The organism is Klebsiella sp. 7-CIP_Kleb., assembly GCF_050378655.1.
GTDB classification, from domain to species: domain Bacteria; phylum Pseudomonadota; class Gammaproteobacteria; order Enterobacterales; family Enterobacteriaceae; genus Klebsiella; species Klebsiella quasipneumoniae.
Window position 1 is genome coordinate 521,468 of record NZ_JBNRLJ010000002.1, and the last position, 19,404, is coordinate 540,871.

General features: G+C 58.1%; 21 protein-coding genes and 1 riboswitch. Of the genes, 12 read left to right on the plus strand and 9 right to left on the minus strand.

What is annotated here, in order from left to right; all coding sequences use genetic code 11:
* Window positions 1–25: 25 nt before the first annotated feature.
* Both ACQUTI_RS10105 and ACQUTI_RS10110 read right to left on the minus strand, forming a co-directional pair.
* The gene (locus ACQUTI_RS10105; protein WP_004886173.1) at window positions 26–1,360 is read right to left on the minus strand and encodes an MFS transporter; all 1,335 of its coding nucleotides are present in this window, start codon (window positions 1,358–1,360) and stop codon (window positions 26–28) included.
* 288 nt (window positions 1,361–1,648) lie between these two features.
* Window positions 1,649–1,786, minus strand: coding sequence for a hypothetical protein (locus ACQUTI_RS10110; protein WP_032431308.1), 138 nt, complete (start codon window positions 1,784–1,786; stop codon window positions 1,649–1,651).
* Here ACQUTI_RS10110 and ACQUTI_RS10115 point away from each other — a divergent pair.
* The 6 genes from ACQUTI_RS10115 (at window position 1,778) to ACQUTI_RS10140 (ending at window position 8,520) form a co-directional block, all read left to right on the plus strand.
* Window positions 1,778–2,701 carry a LysR substrate-binding domain-containing protein gene (locus ACQUTI_RS10115; RefSeq protein WP_032455748.1) on the plus strand — a complete coding sequence of 308 codons (924 nt, stop codon included), beginning with the start codon at window positions 1,778–1,780 and terminating at the stop codon, window positions 2,699–2,701. The two genes, ACQUTI_RS10110 and ACQUTI_RS10115, sit on opposite strands and share 9 nt — an antisense overlap.
* A 57-nt stretch (window positions 2,702–2,758) precedes the next feature.
* Window positions 2,759–3,433, plus strand: a complete 675-nt coding sequence (cecR, locus tag ACQUTI_RS10120; RefSeq protein ID WP_085956527.1) for a transcriptional regulator CecR — start codon at window positions 2,759–2,761, stop codon at window positions 3,431–3,433.
* Window positions 3,433–4,428, plus strand: a complete 996-nt coding sequence (hlyD, locus tag ACQUTI_RS10125) for a secretion protein HlyD (protein WP_017900166.1) — start codon at window positions 3,433–3,435, stop codon at window positions 4,426–4,428. Before cecR ends, hlyD begins: the two co-directional genes overlap by 1 nt.
* Window positions 4,421–6,160, plus strand: a complete 1,740-nt coding sequence (locus ACQUTI_RS10130; RefSeq protein WP_004886165.1) for an ATP-binding cassette domain-containing protein — start codon at window positions 4,421–4,423, stop codon at window positions 6,158–6,160. The genes hlyD and ACQUTI_RS10130 overlap by 8 nt, the downstream gene beginning before the upstream one ends.
* Complete coding sequence (locus tag ACQUTI_RS10135; protein WP_004886164.1) at window positions 6,150–7,283, plus strand: ABC transporter permease; 1,134 nt, start codon at window positions 6,150–6,152, stop codon at window positions 7,281–7,283. The genes ACQUTI_RS10130 and ACQUTI_RS10135 overlap by 11 nt, the downstream gene beginning before the upstream one ends.
* Window positions 7,284–7,413: 130 nt before the next feature.
* Window positions 7,414–8,520 (plus strand): ABC transporter permease, encoded by a 1,107-nt coding sequence (locus tag ACQUTI_RS10140; RefSeq protein WP_004886162.1) that lies wholly within the window; start codon window positions 7,414–7,416, stop codon window positions 8,518–8,520.
* On the opposite strand, the gene ACQUTI_RS10145 is transcribed toward ACQUTI_RS10140, so the two are convergent.
* Entirely contained in the window at window positions 8,482–8,892 is a 411-nt protein-coding gene (locus ACQUTI_RS10145; RefSeq protein WP_012542390.1) for a YbhQ family protein, read from the minus strand. The two genes, ACQUTI_RS10140 and ACQUTI_RS10145, sit on opposite strands and share 39 nt — an antisense overlap.
* 131 nt (window positions 8,893–9,023) lie before the next feature.
* Here ACQUTI_RS10145 and ACQUTI_RS10150 point away from each other — a divergent pair, with 131 nt between their 5' ends.
* From ACQUTI_RS10150 to ACQUTI_RS10160, 3 genes are read left to right on the plus strand one after another with little or no spacing between them, the layout of a single operon-like run.
* A complete protein-coding gene (locus ACQUTI_RS10150; protein ID WP_017900168.1) occupies window positions 9,024–9,785 on the plus strand; it encodes an endonuclease/exonuclease/phosphatase family protein in 762 nt (253 codons plus the stop codon).
* Window positions 9,782–11,026, plus strand: coding sequence for a cardiolipin synthase ClsB (clsB, locus tag ACQUTI_RS10155; protein ID WP_004886156.1), 1,245 nt, complete (start codon window positions 9,782–9,784; stop codon window positions 11,024–11,026). The genes ACQUTI_RS10150 and clsB overlap by 4 nt, the downstream gene beginning before the upstream one ends.
* Window positions 11,023–11,988 (plus strand): lysylphosphatidylglycerol synthase domain-containing protein, encoded by a 966-nt coding sequence (locus tag ACQUTI_RS10160; RefSeq protein WP_017900169.1) that lies wholly within the window; start codon window positions 11,023–11,025, stop codon window positions 11,986–11,988. Before clsB ends, ACQUTI_RS10160 begins: the two co-directional genes overlap by 4 nt.
* A 298-nt stretch (window positions 11,989–12,286) precedes the next feature.
* Here the strand turns inward: ACQUTI_RS10160 and ACQUTI_RS10165 are convergent, their stop codons facing one another.
* The 6 genes from ACQUTI_RS10165 to moaA all read right to left on the minus strand — a co-directional run bounded on the left by ACQUTI_RS10165 (window position 12,287) and on the right by moaA (window position 15,749).
* Window positions 12,287–12,991 (minus strand): Bax inhibitor-1/YccA family protein, encoded by a 705-nt coding sequence (locus ACQUTI_RS10165; RefSeq protein WP_004886153.1) that lies wholly within the window; start codon window positions 12,989–12,991, stop codon window positions 12,287–12,289.
* A gap of 45 nt (window positions 12,992–13,036) precedes the next feature.
* On the minus strand, window positions 13,037–13,489 hold the full coding sequence (gene moaE / locus ACQUTI_RS10170) for a molybdopterin synthase catalytic subunit MoaE (protein ID WP_004886150.1): 453 nt from the start codon (window positions 13,487–13,489) through the stop codon (window positions 13,037–13,039).
* A gap of 1 nt (window position 13,490) precedes the next feature.
* Window positions 13,491–13,739: a molybdopterin synthase sulfur carrier subunit gene (gene moaD, locus ACQUTI_RS10175; protein WP_004886145.1), complete on the minus strand. Its 249-nt coding sequence runs from the start codon at window positions 13,737–13,739 to the stop codon at window positions 13,491–13,493.
* Window positions 13,732–14,220, minus strand: coding sequence for a cyclic pyranopterin monophosphate synthase MoaC (gene moaC, locus ACQUTI_RS10180; protein ID WP_004886142.1), 489 nt, complete (start codon window positions 14,218–14,220; stop codon window positions 13,732–13,734). Before moaC ends, moaD begins: the two co-directional genes overlap by 8 nt.
* Window positions 14,221–14,223: 3 nt before the next feature.
* On the minus strand, window positions 14,224–14,736 hold the full coding sequence (moaB, locus tag ACQUTI_RS10185; protein ID WP_004886139.1) for a molybdenum cofactor biosynthesis protein B: 513 nt from the start codon (window positions 14,734–14,736) through the stop codon (window positions 14,224–14,226).
* Between the two features lie 23 nt (window positions 14,737–14,759).
* Entirely contained in the window at window positions 14,760–15,749 is a 990-nt protein-coding gene (gene moaA, locus ACQUTI_RS10190; RefSeq protein ID WP_004886137.1) for a GTP 3',8-cyclase MoaA, read from the minus strand.
* A riboswitch (molybdenum cofactor riboswitch) is annotated at window positions 15,737–15,875 on the minus strand. Its footprint overlaps the gene before it by 13 nt.
* 208 nt (window positions 15,876–16,083) lie before the next feature.
* Between moaA and yvcK the strand changes: the two genes are divergently transcribed.
* The 3 genes from yvcK to pmrA all read left to right on the plus strand — a co-directional run bounded on the left by yvcK (window position 16,084) and on the right by pmrA (window position 19,404).
* Window positions 16,084–16,989 (plus strand): uridine diphosphate-N-acetylglucosamine-binding protein YvcK, encoded by a 906-nt coding sequence (gene yvcK, locus ACQUTI_RS10195; RefSeq protein ID WP_004886135.1) that lies wholly within the window; start codon window positions 16,084–16,086, stop codon window positions 16,987–16,989.
* A gap of 103 nt (window positions 16,990–17,092) precedes the next feature.
* On the plus strand, window positions 17,093–18,733 hold the full coding sequence (gene eptA / locus ACQUTI_RS10200) for a phosphoethanolamine transferase EptA (RefSeq protein ID WP_049004257.1): 1,641 nt from the start codon (window positions 17,093–17,095) through the stop codon (window positions 18,731–18,733).
* Window positions 18,733–19,404: a two-component system response regulator PmrA gene (gene pmrA / locus ACQUTI_RS10205; RefSeq protein WP_004886130.1), complete on the plus strand. Its 672-nt coding sequence runs from the start codon at window positions 18,733–18,735 to the stop codon at window positions 19,402–19,404. The genes eptA and pmrA overlap by 1 nt, the downstream gene beginning before the upstream one ends.

Here is a 19,404-nt window from a genome sequence, read left to right on the forward strand (position 1 = left end):
TATTAATTAACAGGATCTATTTTCGTTATTGTGGCTCATCGAGGAAAAGAATCACCACCAACCCCAATGCGGCGCAGATACCAAAATAGGTAAATACAGAATTAAAGCTCCCCGTCTTATCCAGTAAGAAACCAGCCACCATCGGCGCTACAAATCCGCCGAGGTTACCGCCGCTATTTATAATAGAAGAGGCAATGGGATAAGTTTTCGTATCCGAAACCGCCATACCGTAGGCGGTAAAAGCCGGCCAGCCGATATTCAAACAGAAACCGACAAAGAATAAACCAATACAGACCGCCAGGGTGCTTGCCGGTATATTTAGCATAATTAACATCATGACGACGGTTGATACCGCTGTGAATATCATGGTGGGTTTGCGCCGGCGGCCTAATAATTTATCCGAAATCCATCCGCCGCCAATCGCGCCAATAAAGCCGCCAATGCACGGCATACTGGCTACGAAGCCCATACTCATCACATCGAAACCGCGCTCTTTCACTAAATACAGCGGAATCCAGGTTAATAACCCATATAACACGCTGACCATCATAAAATAGGCCAGGCAGTCTCCGAGAATATTTTTTGAGGTAAATAAGCCCTTCGCCGTATCCACAGGCGCCATTTTTTTCACCCGAATAATTTTATCCAGCCAGGTGAAGCGATCAGCGATTAATATATTTTCGCGTACACCGTCGTTATGATGGCTGTCGCGCCCGGCGTTGATCTCTGCCAGTTCGCTTTGAGATACAAATCCGCTCTCCGCGGGTTTTGACTTGACCAACAGGTACCACGCTATCGCCGCCACGATCCCGGGAATGGCAAAGGAGAAAAAGACCCACCGCCAGCCCCAGGTCACCGCAATCCACACCGCCAGCGGCGGCACGATAATCGGCGCAAACATGGTCGCCGCGATGTAAACGCCGGTTGCTGTGGCTTTCTCTTTCGGCGGAAACCAGTTATTTATCGTCGACGCCAGCCCCACCGGGCAGGGACCTTCGCTCAGCCCCAAGCCCAGCCGCACCAGCTTCAGGCCAAACACGGAGCTCACCGTGCCCATCAGCCAGGTAAAAGCGGAAAAGCCGAAAATGGATAGTGAAACCAGCCCCCGGGTGCCGCGTCTGGCGATGAAAAAGCCGGCCGGGATCTGGCTGACCGCATAGCCGAGGAAAAACATACTGGCAATCGCCCCGGCCTCAAAATTATTGATATGAAATTCATCAATGATAAACGGCAGTACCGCGCCGATATTCGTTCTGTCGGCGTAATTGATGGCATACACCAGGAAAATCATCGTCAAAACCACAAAACGATATTTTGTTTTCCTGGCGTCAGTACAGACCAGCGTATCTATACGTGACATAGGGTTTCCTCATCTTATACCTCATCCACTTCGCCGTAGGTTGCCGTCTGGGTCGCCGCGTTTCACGCGCCCCGGCGCAACAAGAGAGACATGTCTTTTTGCACAGCGAAACAGGTGGTTAGGTGTTTTATTATTGCGATCCAAGCGCATCGCAGTTTGTGATCAGGCCTGTGAGGGGAATATAACAACCCAAAAATGAAACGGTATTCAAAAAAGCTCAATTATGATTGAGAAAAATTGAGTTAGTGACTCCCCGCAAATTTTTAGCGTTTACTGAGAGGCGTGCTTTTAACGAGATAAATTGTTAAGCCCATCACAAATTAAAATGGTTTTTTCGCTTTTCCCTGGGCTGTTCATCACGGCTGCGCCACGCTGTTCGCCATTTTCTTTTATTCGCGCCCCGCGCAGGATGCCGCCATGAGTCAACCACTGCCCAATAAAAATCTGCCGATGCCCTCTTTACGCAATATCCAGGCTTTTATTGAAGTCGCCGCGACCGGCAGCCTCAACCTGGCGGCAGAGAATCTCAACATTACCGCCTCGGCGGTCAGCCATCAGATAGCCAGTCTTGAGCACTTGCTGGGAAAAAAACTGTTTTCCCGCAGCAGCAAAGGCGTGATGTTAACCACGGTGGGAGAAAAATATCTTAAAGAGGTCTCCGGAGCGCTGAATATGATTGGCCAGGCCACCAGCCAGGTGATCAACGATATTCATCAGGATTATTTACGCATTCACTCGGCGCCGAGCTTCGGCCTGCTGTGGCTAATGCCGCGGCTGGATAAATTCCGTCAGGCGTGGCCGGAGCTAAAAATCAGCCTCACCTGCTCTTACGAAAGCATTCAGTTTTCCCGGGATAATATTGATATCGATATTCGCCACGGGCTGTCGCAGTGGCCGACGCTGCTGGTCAGAACCATTAAAAATGAGTGCGTCCTGCCCTACAGCGCCGCCTCTTATTTAACCCGCCATGCGGTTCACGCCCCGGAAGATCTGCTGGCCTGCGATCTGATCCATTCCGACAGCACCTTAATTAACTGGAGCAACTGGCTGTCGTGGCACAAGGTCCGCGGCTGGCACAAAAACTTTATTTTTAATTTCGACCGGTCGTACATGAGCATCGAGGCGGCCCGGATGGGGATGGGGGTGATCCTGGAAAGCAATCTGCTGGCCGGCGGCCATGTGCGCCAGGGACAGCTGACGCCGGTGTTTGCCGACGAACGGAGCATGCCGGTCGGCGCGCACCACTTCGTCCTTCCCCACGCTAATGAACAGAAGGAAAAAGTGCAGCGCTTCTTCGCCTGGGTCGCCGGGGAGCTAGAGGAAGACGGCTTTCATATTTAGCCCTGGCGGGTGGACAAAGCGCCAGTCGACGCCTAAAGTTAATCAATCGATTGATTAATTTTTAAGAGCGCGATGACCAGTAAAGGCGAACAGGCAAAAAGTCAGCTTATCGCGGCCGCTATCGCCCAGTTTGGCGAGTATGGCCAGCACGCCACCACCCGCGACATCGCCGCCCAGGCCGGGCAGAATATCGCCGCTATCACCTACTATTTTGGCTCGAAAGACGACCTGTATCTCGCCTGCGGCCAGTGGATCGCCGATTTTATCGGTGACAATTTTCGCCCGCACGCCGAAGCGGCGGAGGCTCTGCTCGCCGGAGAGTCGCCGGATCGCCAGGCGATCCGCGCCCTTATCCTCAGCGCCTGCCATAACATGATCCTGCTGCTGACCCAGGAGGATACGGTCAACTTGAGCAAATTTATTTCCCGGGAACAGCTGGCGCCCACCGCCGCGTACCATCTGATCCACCAGCAGGTGATCGCCCCCCTGCACCACTATCTCACCCGGCTAATCGCCGCCTGGACCGGCCGCGATGCCGGTGATACGCAAATGATCCTTCATACCCACGCCCTGCTGGGCGAGGTGCTCGCTTTCCGTCTCGGGCGTGAAACTATCCTGCTGCGCACCGGCTGGACGCAGTTTGACGCGCAAAAAACCGAACAGATTTTTGAGGTCATTACCTGTCATATCGATTTCATCCTGCATGGGTTATCGCAAAGGAGTTTGGGCTGATGAAAAAACCCGTCGTCGTCATTCTGCTGATCGTGATTCTTCTCGCCGCGCTGGGCGGCGGCTGGTGGTGGTACCAGAGCAGCCGGCAGCAGCCGCTGACCCTGTATGGCAATGTCGATATCCGCACCGTCAATATGAGCTTCCGCGTCGGCGGCAGGCTGGCCTCGCTGACCGTCGACGAAGGCGACAGCATCCGCGCCGGGCAAACCCTCGGCGCGCTTGACCGAGCTCCCTATGAAAACGCCCTGCTGCAGGCGCAGGCCAACGTCTCCACCGCCCAGGCGCAGTATGACCTGATGATGGCCGGCTACCGCTCGGAAGAGATTGCCCAGGCCGCGGCGGCGGTAAACCAGGCGCAGGCCGCTTACGACTACGCGCAAAACTTTTATCAGCGCCAGCTGGGTTTACGCGCCAGCAGCGCCATTTCCGCCAACGATCTGGAGAACGCCCGCTCCTCGCGCGACCAGGCGCAGGCAACGCTGAAGTCAGCGCAGGATAAACTGCGTCAATACCGCGCCGGCAACCGTCCGCAGGAGATAGCCCAGGCCAAAGCCAGCCTCGAACAGGCGCAGGCGGCGCTGGCGCAGGCCAAACTGGACCTGCACGATACGGTGCTGACCGCCCCTTCCGACGGCACGCTGATGACCCGCGCCGTCGAGCCCGGCACCATGCTCAACGCCGGCAGCACGGTGCTGACGCTGTCATTAACCCATCCGGTATGGGTCCGGGCCTACGTTGATGAGAAAAACCTCGGCCAGGCGCAGCCGGGACAAGAGGTGCTGCTCTATACCGACAGCCGGCCGGATAAGCCCTATCACGGCAAAATCGGCTTTGTCTCGCCAAGCGCTGAATTCACGCCGAAGACCGTTGAAACGCCGGATCTGCGTACCGACCTCGTTTATCGTCTGCGTATTGTGGTGACCGATGCCGACGGCGCCCTGCGCCAGGGGATGCCGGTGACCGTCTCCTTTAACCACGGGAACGGACATGAGTGAGGCCGTCATCGCCTTAAACGGCCTGAGCCGCCGTTTCTCCGGGATGGACAGGCCAGCGGTGGCGCCGCTGACCTGTACGATCCGCGCCGGCTACGTCACCGGACTGGTAGGCCCCGACGGCGCAGGGAAAACCACCCTGATGCGGATGCTCGCCGGGTTGCTCAAGCCTGATGAGGGCAGCGCCAGGGTGATCGGCTTTGATCCGCTAAAAGACGACAGCGCTCTGCACGCGGTGCTCGGCTATATGCCGCAGAAGTTCGGCCTGTATGAAGATCTGACGGTGATGGAAAACCTGACCCTGTACGCCGACCTGCGCAGCGTCACCGGCGAGGCACGGAAGAAAATTTTCGACCGCCTGCTGGATTTTACCGCCCTTGGCCCGTTCACCGAACGGCTGGCGGGCAAGCTCTCCGGCGGTATGAAGCAAAAACTGGGGCTCGCCTGTACCCTTGTGGGTGACCCGAAGGTGCTGCTGCTGGATGAACCCGGCGTCGGCGTCGACCCGATCTCCCGCCGCGAGCTATGGCAGATGGTGCACGAGCTGGCCGGCGACGGCATGTTGATCCTGTGGAGCACCTCTTATCTCGATGAAGCCGAGCAGTGTCGCGATGTGCTGCTGATGAACGAAGGCAAATTGCTTTATCAAGGAGAGCCGACGGCCCTGACGCAAACCATGGCCGGGCGCAGCTTTCTGGTCTCCAGCCCGCAGGAGAACAACCGCCGCCTGCTGCAGCGGGCGCTGAAGCTGCCGCAGGTTAGCGACGGCGTGATTCAGGGCAAATCGGTGCGTCTGATCCTGAAAAAGGAGGCCCGCATCGATGAGGTTCAGGAACATGACGATATGCCGCCGCTGCAGGTGGCCGACACCGCGCCGCGCTTTGAAGACGCCTTTATCGACCTGCTTGGCGGCGCCGGCACCGCCGAATCGCCGCTGGGGGCGATTATCCATCGCGTTGACGGCAGTAAAGACGAAACGGTGATTGAGGCGCAGTCGCTGACGAAAAAATTTGGCGATTTCGCCGCCACCGACCACGTCGATTTCCAGGTCAAGCGCGGCGAGATCTTCGGCCTGCTCGGCCCCAACGGCGCCGGTAAATCCACCACCTTCAAAATGATGTGCGGCCTGCTGGTGCCCACCTCCGGCAAAGCGCTGGTGCTGGGGATGGATCTTAAGGTCAGCTCCGGCAAGGCGCGTCAGCATCTGGGCTATATGGCGCAAAAATTTTCGCTGTACGGCAACCTTAGCGTCGAGCAGAACCTGCGCTTTTTCTCCGGCGTCTACGGCCTGCGCGGTCGGGCGCAAAATGACAAAATCGCCCGCATGAGCGATGCCTTCGGTCTGAACAGCATTGCCCGCCACGCCGCCGACGAGCTGCCGCTCGGCTATAAGCAGCGGCTGGCGTTGGCCTGCTCGCTGATGCATGAGCCAGACATTCTGTTTCTCGACGAACCCACCTCCGGGGTCGATCCCCTCACTCGTCGCGAATTCTGGTTGCATATCAACAGCATGGTGGATAAAGGGGTGACGGTGATGGTCACCACTCACTTTATGGATGAGGCGGAGTATTGCGACCGCATTGGGCTGGTCTATCACGGCAAGCTTATCGCCAGCGGCACCCCGGACGCGCTGAAGGCCCAGGCGGCGGATGACAACCAGACGGACCCGACCATGGAGCAGGCGTTTATTACCCTGATTAACCGTTGGGATAAGGAGAATGGCCATGAGCAGTAACCTTCTCTCCTGGCGACGGGTCCGCGCCCTGTGCGTGAAAGAGACCCGGCAGATCGTCCGCGATCCCAGCAGCTGGCTGATTGCGGTGGTGATCCCGCTATTGCTGCTGTTTATCTTCGGCTACGGCATTAACCTCGACTCCAGCAAGCTGCGGGTGGGGGTTCTGCTGGAGCAGCAGAGCGAAGAGGCGCTGGATTTCGTCCATACCATGACCGGCTCACCCTACATCGACGCCACCGTCAGCGATAATCGCCAGCAGTTAATTCAGCTGATGCAGGCCGGTCGCATCCGCGCCATGGTGGTCATTCCGGTGGACTTCGACCGCCAGATGGCCCGCCCCGGCGCCAGCGCGCCGCTCCAGCTCATCACCGACGGCAGCGAGCCCAATACCGCTAACTTCGCCCAGGGCTACGTGGAGGGGATCTGGCAGATCTGGCAGCAGCAGCGGGCGGAAGATCGCGGCGAGACCTTTGAACCGCTGATCGACGTGCAGATGCGCTACTGGTTTAACCCGGCGGCTATCAGCCAGCACTTTATTATCCCCGGGGCGATCACCATTATCATGACCGTAGTCGGCGCGATACTGACCTCGCTGGTGGTGGCGCGGGAATGGGAGCGCGGCACCATGGAGGCGCTACTGTCGACGGAGATCACCCGCGCCGAACTGCTGCTGTGCAAGCTCATTCCCTACTACTTCCTCGGCATGCTGGCGATGCTGCTGTGTATGCTGGTGTCAGTATTTATTCTCGGCGTGCCCTATCGCGGTTCGCTGCCGATCCTGTTTGTCATCACCAGTCTGTTTTTGCTCAGCACCCTGGGGATGGGGCTGCTTATCTCAACCATTACCCGCAACCAGTTTAACGCCGCGCAGGTGGCGCTGAACGCCGCGTTTTTACCGTCGATTATGCTGTCCGGGTTTATTTTCCAGATAGATAGTATGCCGGCGGTGATCCGCGCCGTGACCTACGTGATCCCGGCGCGCTATTTCGTCAACACCCTGCAAAGCCTGTTTCTGGCGGGCAATATTCCAGTGGTACTGCTGGTGAATGTGCTGTTTTTGATTGCTTCGGCGGTGATGTTTATCGGTCTGACATGGTTGAAAACCAAGCGGCGTCTGGATTAGGTTTTGCCCGGTGGCGCTGTGCTGACCGGGCCTACGGTTTAACCAACATCGATTATACGGTTCGCCGATCCTCCCAGGCCGGGCAAACGCAGTGCCGCCCGGCGTTGTTGAATGGGCCAAAGGAGCTATTATGTTTCACCGTTTATGGACATTGATTCGCAAAGAGCTGCAGTCGCTGCTGCGCGAACCACAGACGCGGGCAATTTTAATCATGCCGGTGCTGATTCAGGTGCTGCTGTTTCCCTTTGCCGCGACGCTGGAGGTGACCAACGCCACCATCGCCATCTACAACGAAGACAGCGGTCGCCACGCGGTGGAACTCACTCAGCGCTTCGCCCGCGCCAAAGCCTTTACCCACGTTCTGCTGCTGAAAAGCCCGCAGGCGATCCAGCCGACCATCGATGAACAAAAAGCCCTGCTGGTGGTGCGCTTCCCGGCGGATTTCTCTCGCAACCTCGACAACTATCAAACCGCCCCGCTGCAGCTCCTGCTCGACGGGCGCAACTCCAACAGCGCGCAAATCGCCGCCAACTATCTGCAACAGGTCGTGAAAAATTATCAGCAGGAACTGCTGGAGGACAAAGCGAAGCCGAACAACAGCGAACTGGTGGTGCGCAACTGGTATAACCCGAATCTCGACTACAAATGGTTCGTGGTGCCGTCGCTCATCGCCATGATCACCACCATCGGAGTGATGATCGTCACCTCGCTGTCGGTGGCCCGCGAGCGCGAGCAGGGCACCCTCGATCAGCTGCTGGTCTCGCCCCTCGCCACCTGGCAAATCTTTGTCGGTAAAGCGGTACCGGCGCTGATCGTCGCCACCCTGCAGGCGACTATCGTGCTGGCGATTGGTATCTGGGCCTATCAGATCCCGTTTGCCGGCTCGCTGCTGCTGTTCTATTTCACCATGGTGATTTACGGTCTGTCGCTGGTGGGATTTGGCTTATTGATCTCATCGCTATGTTCAACGCAACAGCAGGCGTTTATTGGCGTGTTCGTCTTTATGATGCCGGCGATTCTTCTCTCCGGCTATGTTTCACCGGTGGAAAACATGCCGCAGTGGCTGCAGGATCTGACGTGGATAAACCCGATCCGCCACTTTACCGATATCACCAAGCAAATTTATTTGAAGGATGCGAGTCTGGAGATTGTGTGGGGAAGTTTGTGGCCGCTACTGGTCATAGCGGCCACCACCGGCTCAGCGGCGTATGCGATGTTCCGAAGAAAGATTGCGTAATTTTTTATCTTTCGCCAGCAGCGAGACCACCGCCGGGCCTGCCAGTATCACCAGCCCGGCGAGGGCCAGCAGCAGGTTGTTGTGCAGCACGCGCGACAGCAACCACAGCGCTATCATGGCGGCGCCGAAGTACCAGGTGGTGGTGAGCTCCTCAAGGAAGTCTCCCACATCGCGCCAGCGCGCCTCATGGTGACGCTGCAGAAACAGCATCGCCAGCAGCGTGACGCTGTAGAGGACGCACAGCCCTAATCCGACGCGCACCAGCGCGCCGCTCATCCATCCCATCACCAGCACTGCCACGACCAGTAGATGCAACATAATCTGCCAGCAACTAAGACCTGTTGCGACGCGTACACGTTGTTGCCACTTCATGGCTTCTCTCCTGAAGGATTTTTCTCTGCTACTCAGAGTACCGCACTTTACGGAAAATTCCGTATCACCGCATCTTTTTGTGACGTCTACTACACTATTTTATTCAGGAAAGTGACATTTACTGGAGAATTATGGCTGAGCCAACGTCGGGATTTTCGTTGAACGTGCTGACAATTAACACCCATAAAGGCTTTACGGCGTTTAATCGGCGTTTTATTTTGCCCGAGCTGCGCGAAGCCGTTCGCAGCGTCAGCGCTGACATAGTTTGCCTGCAGGAAGTGATGGGCGCTCACGAAGTTCACCCGCTGCATATCGAAAACTGGCCAGATAAGACCCATTACGAATTTCTTGCCGACACCATGTGGAGCGACTACGCCTACGGGCGCAACGCGGTCTATCCGGAAGGTCACCACGGGAATGCCGTGCTGTCGCGCTTTCCGATTGAATACTATGAAAATCGCGATATCTCGGTCGGCAACGGGGAGAAACGCGGCCTGCTGTACTGCCGCATCGTACCGCCGCAGAGCGGCGTTACGATTCACGTCATTTGCGTCCATCTCGGACTGCGTGCCGACCAGCGGCAGGCGCAGCTGGCGATGCTGGCGGAGTGGGTCAATACCCTACCCGCCGGCGAGCCGGTGGTGGTGGCCGGAGATTTTAACGACTGGCGTCAGCAGGCTAACCAGCCGTTAAAGGTCCAGGCAGGGCTGGAAGAGATCTTTACCCGCGCCCGCGGACGGCCGGCGCGCACCTTTCCGGTCAGTTTTCCGCTGCTGCGCCTCGATCGCATTTACGTCAAGAACGCCCACGCCAGCCGCCCGAAGGCGCTGGCCCTCAAACAGTGGCGGCATCTGTCCGATCATGCACCCCTTAGCGTGGAGATTCATTTGTGAAATGTCGTTGGCAGGAAGGCAACCGCATTACGCTACTGGAGAACGGCGACCAGTATTACCCGGCGCTGTTTGCGGCCATCGGTCGCGCCAGCCGGCGGGTGATCCTCGAATCCTTTATCTGGTTTGAAGATGAGGTCGGCTGGCGGCTGCACGCGGTTCTGCTGAAGGCAGCCCGCCGCGGCATCCAGGTGGAAGTGCTGCTTGACGGCTACGGCTCGCCGGATCTTAGCGATGAGTTTGTCGGTGAACTGACCGCCGCGGGGGTGATTTTCCGCTATTACGACCCGCGCCCTAAGCTGATGGGAATGCGTACCAACCTGTTCCGTCGCATGCACCGTAAAATCGTGGTGATCGACGACACCACCGCCTTTGTCGGCGGCATCAACTACTCCGCCGAACATATGAGCGACTATGGCCCGGAGGCCAAACAGGATTACACGGTGCAGGTCGAAGGGCCGGTGGTGCTCGATATTCTGCAGTTCGAACTGGAGAATCTGCCCAACAGCGAAACCGCCCGCCGCTGGTGGCGCCGTCGTCGCCATCAGCCGGAGATCAACCAGACCCCCGGCGAGGCGCAGGCGCTGTTCGTCTGGCGCGATAACCAGGATCACCGCGACGATATCGAACGCCACTACCTGAAGATGCTGACCAGCGCCCGCCGGGAGGTGATAATCGCGAACGCCTATTTTTTCCCCGGCTACCGTCTGTTGCATGCGATGCGCAATGCCGCGCGGCGCGGGGTGCGGGTGAAGCTGATCGTCCAGGGCGAACCGGATATTCCGATTGTGAAGTTCGGCGCCCACCTGCTCTACCACTACCTCGTCAAAGGCGGCGTGCAGATCTACGAATATCGCCGCCGTCCGCTGCATGGCAAAGTCGCCCTCGCGGACGACCACTGGGCCACCGTCGGGTCGAGCAACCTCGATCCGCTCAGCCTGTCGTTGAATCTGGAAGCCAATCTGATCATCCACGACCGGGTGTTTAACCAGACGCTGCGCGATAATCTTAACGGGCTTATCGCCCGGGATTGTCAGCGGATCGATAAAACGATGCTGCCGAAACGCAACTGGTGGCGGCTGGGGGTGAGCGTGATGGCCTTCCACTTTCTGCGCCACTTTCCGGCGTGGGTCGGCTGGCTGCCGGCCCATACTCCGCGGCTGGCCAGGGTCAGCCCGCCGGTGCAGCCGGAGATTGAAACTCAGGATCGCGTCGAGTCACCTACCAGGGATAATCCACTATGAGCAAATCGCACCCTCGCTGGCGGATGGCAAAAAGAGTGCTGACCGTACTCTTTTTTATCGCCGTGATCGTCCTGCTGGTGATTTACGCGCAGAAGGTCGACTGGCAGGAAGTATGGAAGGTGATCCGCGGCTACGATCGGCTGGCCTTGTTCAGCGCCATTGCGCTGGTCATCGTCAGCTATCTGATCTACGGCTGCTACGATCTGCTTGGCCGGGCCTATTGTGGGCATAAGCTGGCGAAACGCCAGGTGATGCTGGTGTCGTTTATCTGCTATGCCTTCAACCTGACCCTCAGCACCTGGGTCGGCGGCATCGGCATGCGCTACCGGTTGTACTCGCGGCTGGGGCTCAACGGCGGCACCATCACCCGTATTTTTTCATTAAGCATCACCACCAACTGGCTGGGCTATATCCTGCTCGGTGGGGTGATATTTACAGCGGATCTGGTGAAGCTGCCGCCGCACTGGTACATCAGTCAGACCACTCTGCGCATTATCGGCGGAGTGATGCTGTTTCTCACGCTGTGCTATCTGTTTGGCTGCGCCTTCGCCAAACGCCGTCACCTGACGATCAAAGGTCAGCGGCTGGTGCTGCCCTCCTGGCGATTCGCGCTGCTGCAGATGGGGGTCTCGGCGGCGAACTGGATGGCGATGGGGGCGATCATCTGGCTGCTGTTGGGCAGCGAGATTAACTATTTCCTTGTATTGGGGGTACTGCTGGTGAGCAGTATCGCCGGGGTGATTATCCACATTCCGGCCGGGATTGGCGTGCTGGAGGCGGTGTTCATCGCCATGCTCTCCGGGGAAGAGATTTCGAAGGGAGCGATCATCGCCGCTCTCCTCGCCTGGCGCGCGCTCTATTATTTCCTGCCGCTGCTGCTGGCGACGGTGGCCTATTTGCTGCTGGAGAGTCGGGCGAAAAAGTTGCGGCAAAAGAACCAGCGCAAGCTGGCCCGCGAATGAAATCGCCCGGCGGCGCTGCGCTTGCGCGGGCCTACGGGATCTGAGCCTGTGAAAGGATCCTGTAGGCCGGGTAAGGCGCAGCCGCCACCCGGCAATACCACGGGTACCGTGCCTGACGTCTCGCCCGGCGGCGCTGCGCTTGCGCGGACCAACGGGGTCTGAGCCTGTGAGAGGAGCCTGTAGGCCGGGTAAGGCGCAGCCGCCACCCGGCAATACCACGGGTACCGTGCCTGACGTCTCGCCCGGCGGCGCTGCGCTTGCCGGGCGGTAGGGGATGCAACCTTTTGATATAAACAGGTTAGCGGCGGTTGCCCATAATACGCAGCAGCATCAGGAACAGGTTGATGAAATCCAGATACAGCGTTAAGGCGCCGAGGATCGAGTATTTACGCAGATTGGCACTGTCGCGGGTATCAATCTGCTCGCCGATGTTTTTCAGCTTCTGGGTGTCGTAGGCGGTCAGGCCGACAAACAGCACCACCCCGATGTAGGTCACGGCCCACATCAGCGCCTCGCTCTTCAGCCACAGGTTAACCAGCGACGCCAACACGATGCCAATCAGCCCCATAAACAGCATGCTGCCGAAGCCGCTCAGATCGCGCTTGGTGGTGTAGCCGTACAGACTCATCGCCCCGAACATCCCGCCGGTGACCACAAAGGTGCTGGCAATGGAGGAGTAGGTGTAGGCGATAAAAATGCTCGACAGCGTCAACCCGGTGAGCGCCGAATAGAGCATAAACAGGGTGGTCGCCATCCCTGGGCTCAGCCGGTGCACCATCCCCGACAGCACAAACACCAGCGCCAGCTGGGCGATGATCAGCCCGAAAAAGGTGATTTTGCTCGAAAAGACGAACATCATCACCGCCGGGGTATTCGCCGCAAACCACGCGATAAACGCCGTCAGCAGCAGGCCGACCGTCATCCAGCCGTACACCTGCGCCATATAAGTCTGCAGGCCGCTGCGGCCCTGCACTATTGAATCGGAACGCGGATATCTGTCCATGACTCTCTCCTGATTAACAAAGTTTCACTCTGTAAGCGTATCACACTACCAGCGCTCTGCCGCCTGACGATCGCTGTCGCGGGCATCGACCCAGCGCTCGCCCTCCGGTGTCGCCTCGCGTTTCCAGAACGGCGCGCGGGTTTTCAGGTAGTCCATCATAAACTCGCCGGCGGCGAAGGCGCTGCCGCGGTGGGCGCTGGTGACGCCGACAAACACAATCTCTTCCCCCGGCCACATTTCGCCGATGCGATGGATAATGGTCACCCGGCCCAGCGGCCAGCGCTCGCGCGCCTGGTCGACAATCTCCGCCAGCGATTTCTCGGTCATCCCCGGATAGTGCTCGAGAGTCAGCGCTTTCACGCTGTCGCCGAGGTTGTGATTACGCACTTTGCCGGTGAAGGTAACCACCGCGCCGTCTTCGTCGCGTTCGGCCAGCCAGAGATACTCCTCGCCAACGCTAAAGCGCGCCGGGCTAACGACGATACGAGTTTGCGTCATGTCAGCCCCCGGTGACCGGTGGGAAGAACGCCACTTCATCCCCGCTGGCGACAGGATGGTCAAAGGCGGTCAGCGTCTGGTTAACCGCCGCCAGCAGCTTGCCCTCCTCCAGGGCCAGCGCCCAGCGATCGCCGCGAGCGGCAAGCTGCTGACGCACAGCCTCAACGGTGGCCAGCTCGCTGGCGTCGAGAGTCAGCGAATCAGTCCCCACCAGCTCGCGCACCTGGGCAAAAAACAGAACCTTAATCATGGCGTTCGTCCACCTTAAAATCGCCGGACTTGCCGCCGCTTTTCGCCAGCAGGCGCACCGGGCCAATCACCATATCCTTCTGCACCGCCTTGCACATATCGTAAATGGTCAGCGCGGCAACCGAGGCGGCGGTAAGGGCTTCCATCTCGACGCCGGTTTTGCCGGTCAGGCGGCAGAGCGATTCGATGCGCACCCGGTTATGTTCCGGCTGCGCCTGCAAATTGACTTCCACTTTGCTGAGCATCAGCGGATGGCACAGCGGGATCAGCTCCCAGGTGCGCTTGGCCGCCTGGATCCCGGCGATCCTCGCCGTGGCGAAAACGTCGCCTTTATGATGGCTGCCGTCGATAATCATCGCCAGGGTTGTCGCCTGCATCTCGACATAAGCCTCGGCGCGCGCTTCGCGTACCGTTTCCGCTTTGCCGGAGACATCCACCATATGGGCTTCGCCCGCGGCGTTAATATGGGTCAGTTGTGACATACATTATTTCTTCAGGTGAGGAATAAAATTACAAGGACGGGTGCGGGCATCCAGCTGCGGGGCAATGATGTTGTCCCACGCCGTGCGGCAGGCTTTCGTCGAGCCCGGCATAGCGAAGATCAGCGTGTGGTTAGCGACGCCGGCCACGGCCCGGGACTGCAGCGTCGAGGTGCCGATCTCTTCGAACGACAGCATGCGGAACACTTCGCCAAAACCTTCCACCTCACGGTCAAACAGCGGCAGCAGCGCTTCCGGCGCCTGGTCCCCTTCGGTGAACCCGGTCCCGCCGGTGATCAGCACCACCTGTACCTCATCGCTGGCGATCCACACCGATACCTGGGCGCGGATGGCGTAGCGGTTCTCTTTGACTATCGCCTTATCGACGACATGGTGCCCCGCCTCCTGCGCCGCCTCACGCAGCCAGTGGCCGGAAGTGTCGTCCGCTTCGCCGCGACGACTGGAAACGGTAAGAATAGCAATACGGGTCGGAATAAACTCAGCGCTAGCCTGGCTCATCTGAATGCTCCTTTCGAAAACGATTATCCGCCAATATAGGACAGGTTCTGCGTAATACCGGTGTTGCCCTGATGCAGGAAATGGGTCTGCTTTTTATGGGTTAAGGCTTCGGCGATCCGCGCTTCCAGCGCGGCCTGCTGCCGATCATCGGCCATCAGGTCGCGCAGGTCGACGCCGCCTTCGCCAAACAGGCACAGGTGCAATTTGCCGACGGAGGAGACGCGCAGACGGTTGCAGGTGGTGCAGAAGTCTTTTTCGTACGGCATGATGAGGCCGATCTCGCCGGCGTAGTCCGGATGACAAAAGACCTGCGCCGGACCATCGCTGCGCTGGCGGATCTGGTGGATCCAGCCGCGACGCAGCAGCTCGTCGCGCAACACCATGCCGGAGAGATGGTGACGGCGGAACAGGTCGCTGCCCTCGCCGGTTTCCATCAGCTCAATAAAACGCAGCTGAATACGACGCGGCTGGATCCAGGCGAGGAAGGTATCAAGCTGGTGATGATTAACATCGCGCATCAGTACGGTATTCACCTTCACCTTGTCAAAGCCCGCGGCGAAGGCGGCGTCAATCCCGTCCATCACCTGGTGGAATTTATCCTGGCCGGTGATGGCATGGAACTGGCGGGCGTCGAGGCTATCGACGCTGACGTTGATCGCCGTCAGCCCGGCATCGCGCCAGCGTTCGACATCGCGCGCCAGGCGATAACCGTTAGTGGTGACGGCAATCTGACGGATCGCCGGGTTTTCACGCACGGCGGCGATGATCTCGGTGAAGTCACGGCGCAGGGAGGGTTCCCCACCGGTGAGACGAACTTTTTCAGTGCCCAGCGCGGAGAAAGCGCGCGTGACCCGGCGCACTTCGTCTACGCTAAGAAAGCCGTTGTTATTGACGGCGCCGGGCTTGTAGCCATCCGGCAGGCAGTAGGTGCAACGGAAATTGCACACATCGGTAATCGACAGACGCAGGTAATAAAACTTACGCGCGAATGCATCGGTAAGCTGTGAGGCCATATACACCTTTCCAAATACGGGAGACGCGGTCATTTCTTCCCACGCCCTGGCGACAACCGGCGGCGTCGCGGCCAAACCGCCATATCTTTTGACACAGGCGAAGAGGCTAGAGTGTTAACAGGTTATGCCGATAGTAGCGCGTTCCAGGCGGTTTCGCCATTTGCGATTTCGCTATATATTCTTGTATATATCGCTGCCTTCGTGCATTTTCGCTACAGAATAGCCATAAATCATCTTTTTGCCTTGATATCGGTCAGTTTGTCGGGCTCCTCCCATCGTCTTTTAGGGGTAGATCGGGTAGTGTGTGGCCGTTTATGTGAAATAAGGAATTTCTATGCGCAATCGTACATTCGCTGACCTGGATCGGGTGGTGGCGCTCGGCGGCGGGCATGGTCTGGGTCGGGTAATGTCCTCCCTGTCCTCGCTGGGCTCACGGCTGACTGGCATTGTGACCACCACCGACAACGGGGGATCCACCGGGCGGATCCGCCGCTCGGAAGGCGGCATTGCCTGGGGCGATATGCGCAACTGCATCAATCAGTTAATCGCCGAGCCGAGCGTGGCGTCGGCGATGTTTGAGTACCGTTTTAGCGGCAATGGCGAGCTTTCCGGCCATAACCTGGGAAATCTGATGTTAAAGGCGCTGGATCACCTCAGCGTGCGGCCGTTGGAAGCGATCAATTTGATCAGAAACCTGCTCAAAGTGGACGCTTTTCTTATTCCGATGTCGGAACAACCGGTGGATTTGATGGCGCTCGATCATGAAGGCCATGAAGTTTACGGTGAAGTCAATATCGATCAGCTCGATAGCGTGCCGCAGGAGCTGATGCTCACCCCGCCGGTACCGGCCACCCGTGAGGCGGTGGAGGCCATCGCCGAAGCCGATCTGATCCTTATCGGCCCGGGCAGTTTCTATACCAGCCTGCTGCCAATCCTGCTGCTTGACGAGATGGCCCAGGCGCTGCGTCGCACTCCGGCGCCAATGGTGTTTATCGATAACCTCGGCAAAGAGCACAGCCCGGCCGCGAGACTGTCGCTGGCGGAGCGCATCGCGATTATGGAGCGCTATGTGGGCAAGCGGGTGGTGGATGCGGTTATCGCCGGCCCAAAAGCCGATATCAGCGGCATCGACAACAGGCTGGTGATTCAGACGCCGCTGGAGGCCAGCGACGTTCCCTATCGCCATGACCGGGCGCTGCTGCGCGGGGCGCTGGAGAAAGCGCTCCAGCTGCCGGGCTGATCCTGCGCGCCGGAGGATCGGCTTTCGGCGCACCTTAAAATCTTAAGGTTGTCTTAAAACAGAGCTGGCACTATACCCTTATCTCTTCCTGTGGGTATGCACTATGTCGTTATTGCCTCTGCGTCGGCCGGTTGTCAGCCGCACGACTTATCTGATTCTTTTTGCGGTCTATATCGGGCTTTTTCTTAATCTCGCCTTCTACCGCCAGGCGTATACGCTGCTGCCGGTGGACAACCTGCGCACGGCGCTGGTGTTTTTGAGTATGCCGCTGGTGGCCTTCAGCGTGATGAATATCCTCACCACCCTCGCCTCGTTCCTCAAACTTGACCGGCTGGTGATTAGCCTTTTTATTCTGCTCAGCGCTTCGGCGCAGTACTTTATCTGGTCCTTCGGCGTGGTGATTGACCGCAGCATGATCACCAACATCCTCGACACCACCCCGGCGGAGAGCTTTGCCCTGCTCTCCGGCGAAATGATCGTTGTCCTTGGACTCTCCGGGGTGCTGGCGGTGCTGGTCGCCTGGTGGATTAAAATTCGTAAACCGGCCACCCTATGGCGCGGTGTGGCCTGGCGTCTGGTGAATATGGTGGCGTCCGCGCTGCTAATCGTCCTGATTGCCGCCCTCTTTTATAAAGACTATGCCTCGCTGTTTCGTAACAACAAAGAGCTGGTGAAATCCCTGAGCCCCTCCAACAGCATTGTGGCGCTGAACTCCTGGTATGCGCACCATCGCATGGACAACCTGCCGCTGGTGAAGATTGGCGAAGATGCCACGCAGAAACCGGTGATGCATAACGGTCCCCGTAAGAACCTGACGATTGTGGTGCTCGGCGAGACTTCGCGAGCGGATAACTTCTCACTGGGCGGCTACGATCGGGAGACTAACCCGCGCCTGCAACAGGACAACGTGGTGTACTTCCCGAAAACCACCTCCTGCGGCACAGCAACTGCGGTTTCCGTGCCCTGCATGTTCTCCAATATGCCGCGCGCGCGCTATGACGAAGAGCTGGCCCATCACCAGGAAGGCGTCCTGGATATTCTGCAGCGCGCCGGCATCCAGGTGCTGTGGAACGACAACGATGGCGGCTGCAAGGGGGCATGCGATCGGGTACCGCATCAGAACGTGACCGATCTGAAGCTAACCGGACAGTGCATCGACGGCGAGTGCTACGACGACGTGCTGTTCCATAATCTCGACAGCTATATCGATAACCTGCAACAGGATGGCATTATTGTGCTGCATACCATCGGCAGCCACGGCCCAACCTATTACAATCGCTATCCGGCTGAGTTCAAAAAATTCACCCCAACCTGCGATACCAATGAAATCCAAAGTTGTACGCAACAACAGTTGACCAATACCTACGATAACACCATTCTGTATGTCGACTATGTCGTTGATAAAGCGATAAAACTACTGCAATCTAAACAGGACAAATTCACCACTAGCCTGGTTTATTTGTCCGACCACGGCGAATCGCTGGGCGAAAATGGCGTCTATTTGCATGGTCTGCCGTACTCCATTGCGCCGGATACGCAAAAGCACGTGCCCATGCTGCTGTGGCTGTCGCCGGATTACCAGCAACGTTACGGTGTTTCCAGCCAGTGTTTGCAACAACAGGCTAAGACGAAGGATTATTCACAAGATAATCTGTTCTCCACCCTGCTCGGCCTGCTCGGCGTCAGCACCCACGAGTACCAGGCGGCAGATGATATTTTAACGCCATGTAGAGAGGCTGGTTGATGAAAATCTTAGTCATTGAAGACGATGCGCTGCTGTTGCAGGGGTTGATACTGGCGATGCAAAGTGAAGGATACGTGTGCGACGGCGTCTCCACGGCGCACGAAGCGGCGCTGTCGCTGGCCAGCAATCACTACAGCCTGATCGTACTCGACCTCGGCCTGCCGGACGAAGACGGCCTGCATTTTCTCGCCCGTATGCGGCGGGAGAAAATGACCCAGCCGGTGCTGATCCTCACCGCCCGCGATACCCTTGAGGATCGCATTAGCGGTCTCGACACCGGCGCGGATGACTATCTGGTGAAACCCTTTGCCCTGGAAGAGCTAAACGCGCGCATTCGCGCCCTGCTCCGTCGGCATAATAATCAGGGCGATAACGAAATCAGCGTCGGCGATCTGCGCCTCAACGTCACCCGCCGCCAGGTGTGGCTCGGTGAGACGGCGCTGGATCTGACGCCGAAGGAGTATGCCCTGCTGTCGCGGCTGATGATGAAAGCCGGCAGCCCGGTACATCGTGAGATCCTCTACAACGATATCTACAGCTGGGACAATGAGCCAGCGACCAATACCCTGGAAGTGCATATCCATAACCTGCGCGATAAGATTGGCAAATCGCGGATCCGCACCGTCAGGGGCTTCGGCTATATGCTGGCTAACCACATCGATACGGAATAG

Coding starts and splice junctions, on each gene's coding strand:
- yvcK (WP_004886135.1), top strand. CDS start 16,084: ATGCGCAATCGTACATTCGCTGACCTGGATCGGGTGGTGGCGCTCGGC.
- hlyD (WP_017900166.1), top strand. CDS start 3,433: ATGAAAAAACCCGTCGTCGTCATTCTGCTGATCGTGATTCTTCTCGCC.
- ACQUTI_RS10130 (WP_004886165.1), top strand. CDS start 4,421: ATGAGTGAGGCCGTCATCGCCTTAAACGGCCTGAGCCGCCGTTTCTCC.
- ACQUTI_RS10160 (WP_017900169.1), top strand. CDS start 11,023: ATGAGCAAATCGCACCCTCGCTGGCGGATGGCAAAAAGAGTGCTGACC.
- ACQUTI_RS10150 (WP_017900168.1), top strand. CDS start 9,024: ATGGCTGAGCCAACGTCGGGATTTTCGTTGAACGTGCTGACAATTAAC.
- ACQUTI_RS10145 (WP_012542390.1), bottom strand. CDS start 8,892: ATGAAGTGGCAACAACGTGTACGCGTCGCAACAGGTCTTAGTTGCTGG.
- pmrA (WP_004886130.1), top strand. CDS start 18,733: ATGAAAATCTTAGTCATTGAAGACGATGCGCTGCTGTTGCAGGGGTTG.
- ACQUTI_RS10140 (WP_004886162.1), top strand. CDS start 7,414: ATGTTTCACCGTTTATGGACATTGATTCGCAAAGAGCTGCAGTCGCTG.
- ACQUTI_RS10165 (WP_004886153.1), bottom strand. CDS start 12,991: ATGGACAGATATCCGCGTTCCGATTCAATAGTGCAGGGCCGCAGCGGC.
- ACQUTI_RS10135 (WP_004886164.1), top strand. CDS start 6,150: ATGAGCAGTAACCTTCTCTCCTGGCGACGGGTCCGCGCCCTGTGCGTG.
- moaE (WP_004886150.1), bottom strand. CDS start 13,489: ATGACGCAAACTCGTATCGTCGTTAGCCCGGCGCGCTTTAGCGTTGGC.
- ACQUTI_RS10105 (WP_004886173.1), bottom strand. CDS start 1,360: ATGTCACGTATAGATACGCTGGTCTGTACTGACGCCAGGAAAACAAAA.
- moaD (WP_004886145.1), bottom strand. CDS start 13,739: ATGATTAAGGTTCTGTTTTTTGCCCAGGTGCGCGAGCTGGTGGGGACT.
- ACQUTI_RS10115 (WP_032455748.1), top strand. CDS start 1,778: ATGAGTCAACCACTGCCCAATAAAAATCTGCCGATGCCCTCTTTACGC.
- moaC (WP_004886142.1), bottom strand. CDS start 14,220: ATGTCACAACTGACCCATATTAACGCCGCGGGCGAAGCCCATATGGTG.
- moaA (WP_004886137.1), bottom strand. CDS start 15,749: ATGGCCTCACAGCTTACCGATGCATTCGCGCGTAAGTTTTATTACCTG.
- eptA (WP_049004257.1), top strand. CDS start 17,093: ATGTCGTTATTGCCTCTGCGTCGGCCGGTTGTCAGCCGCACGACTTAT.
- moaB (WP_004886139.1), bottom strand. CDS start 14,736: ATGAGCCAGGCTAGCGCTGAGTTTATTCCGACCCGTATTGCTATTCTT.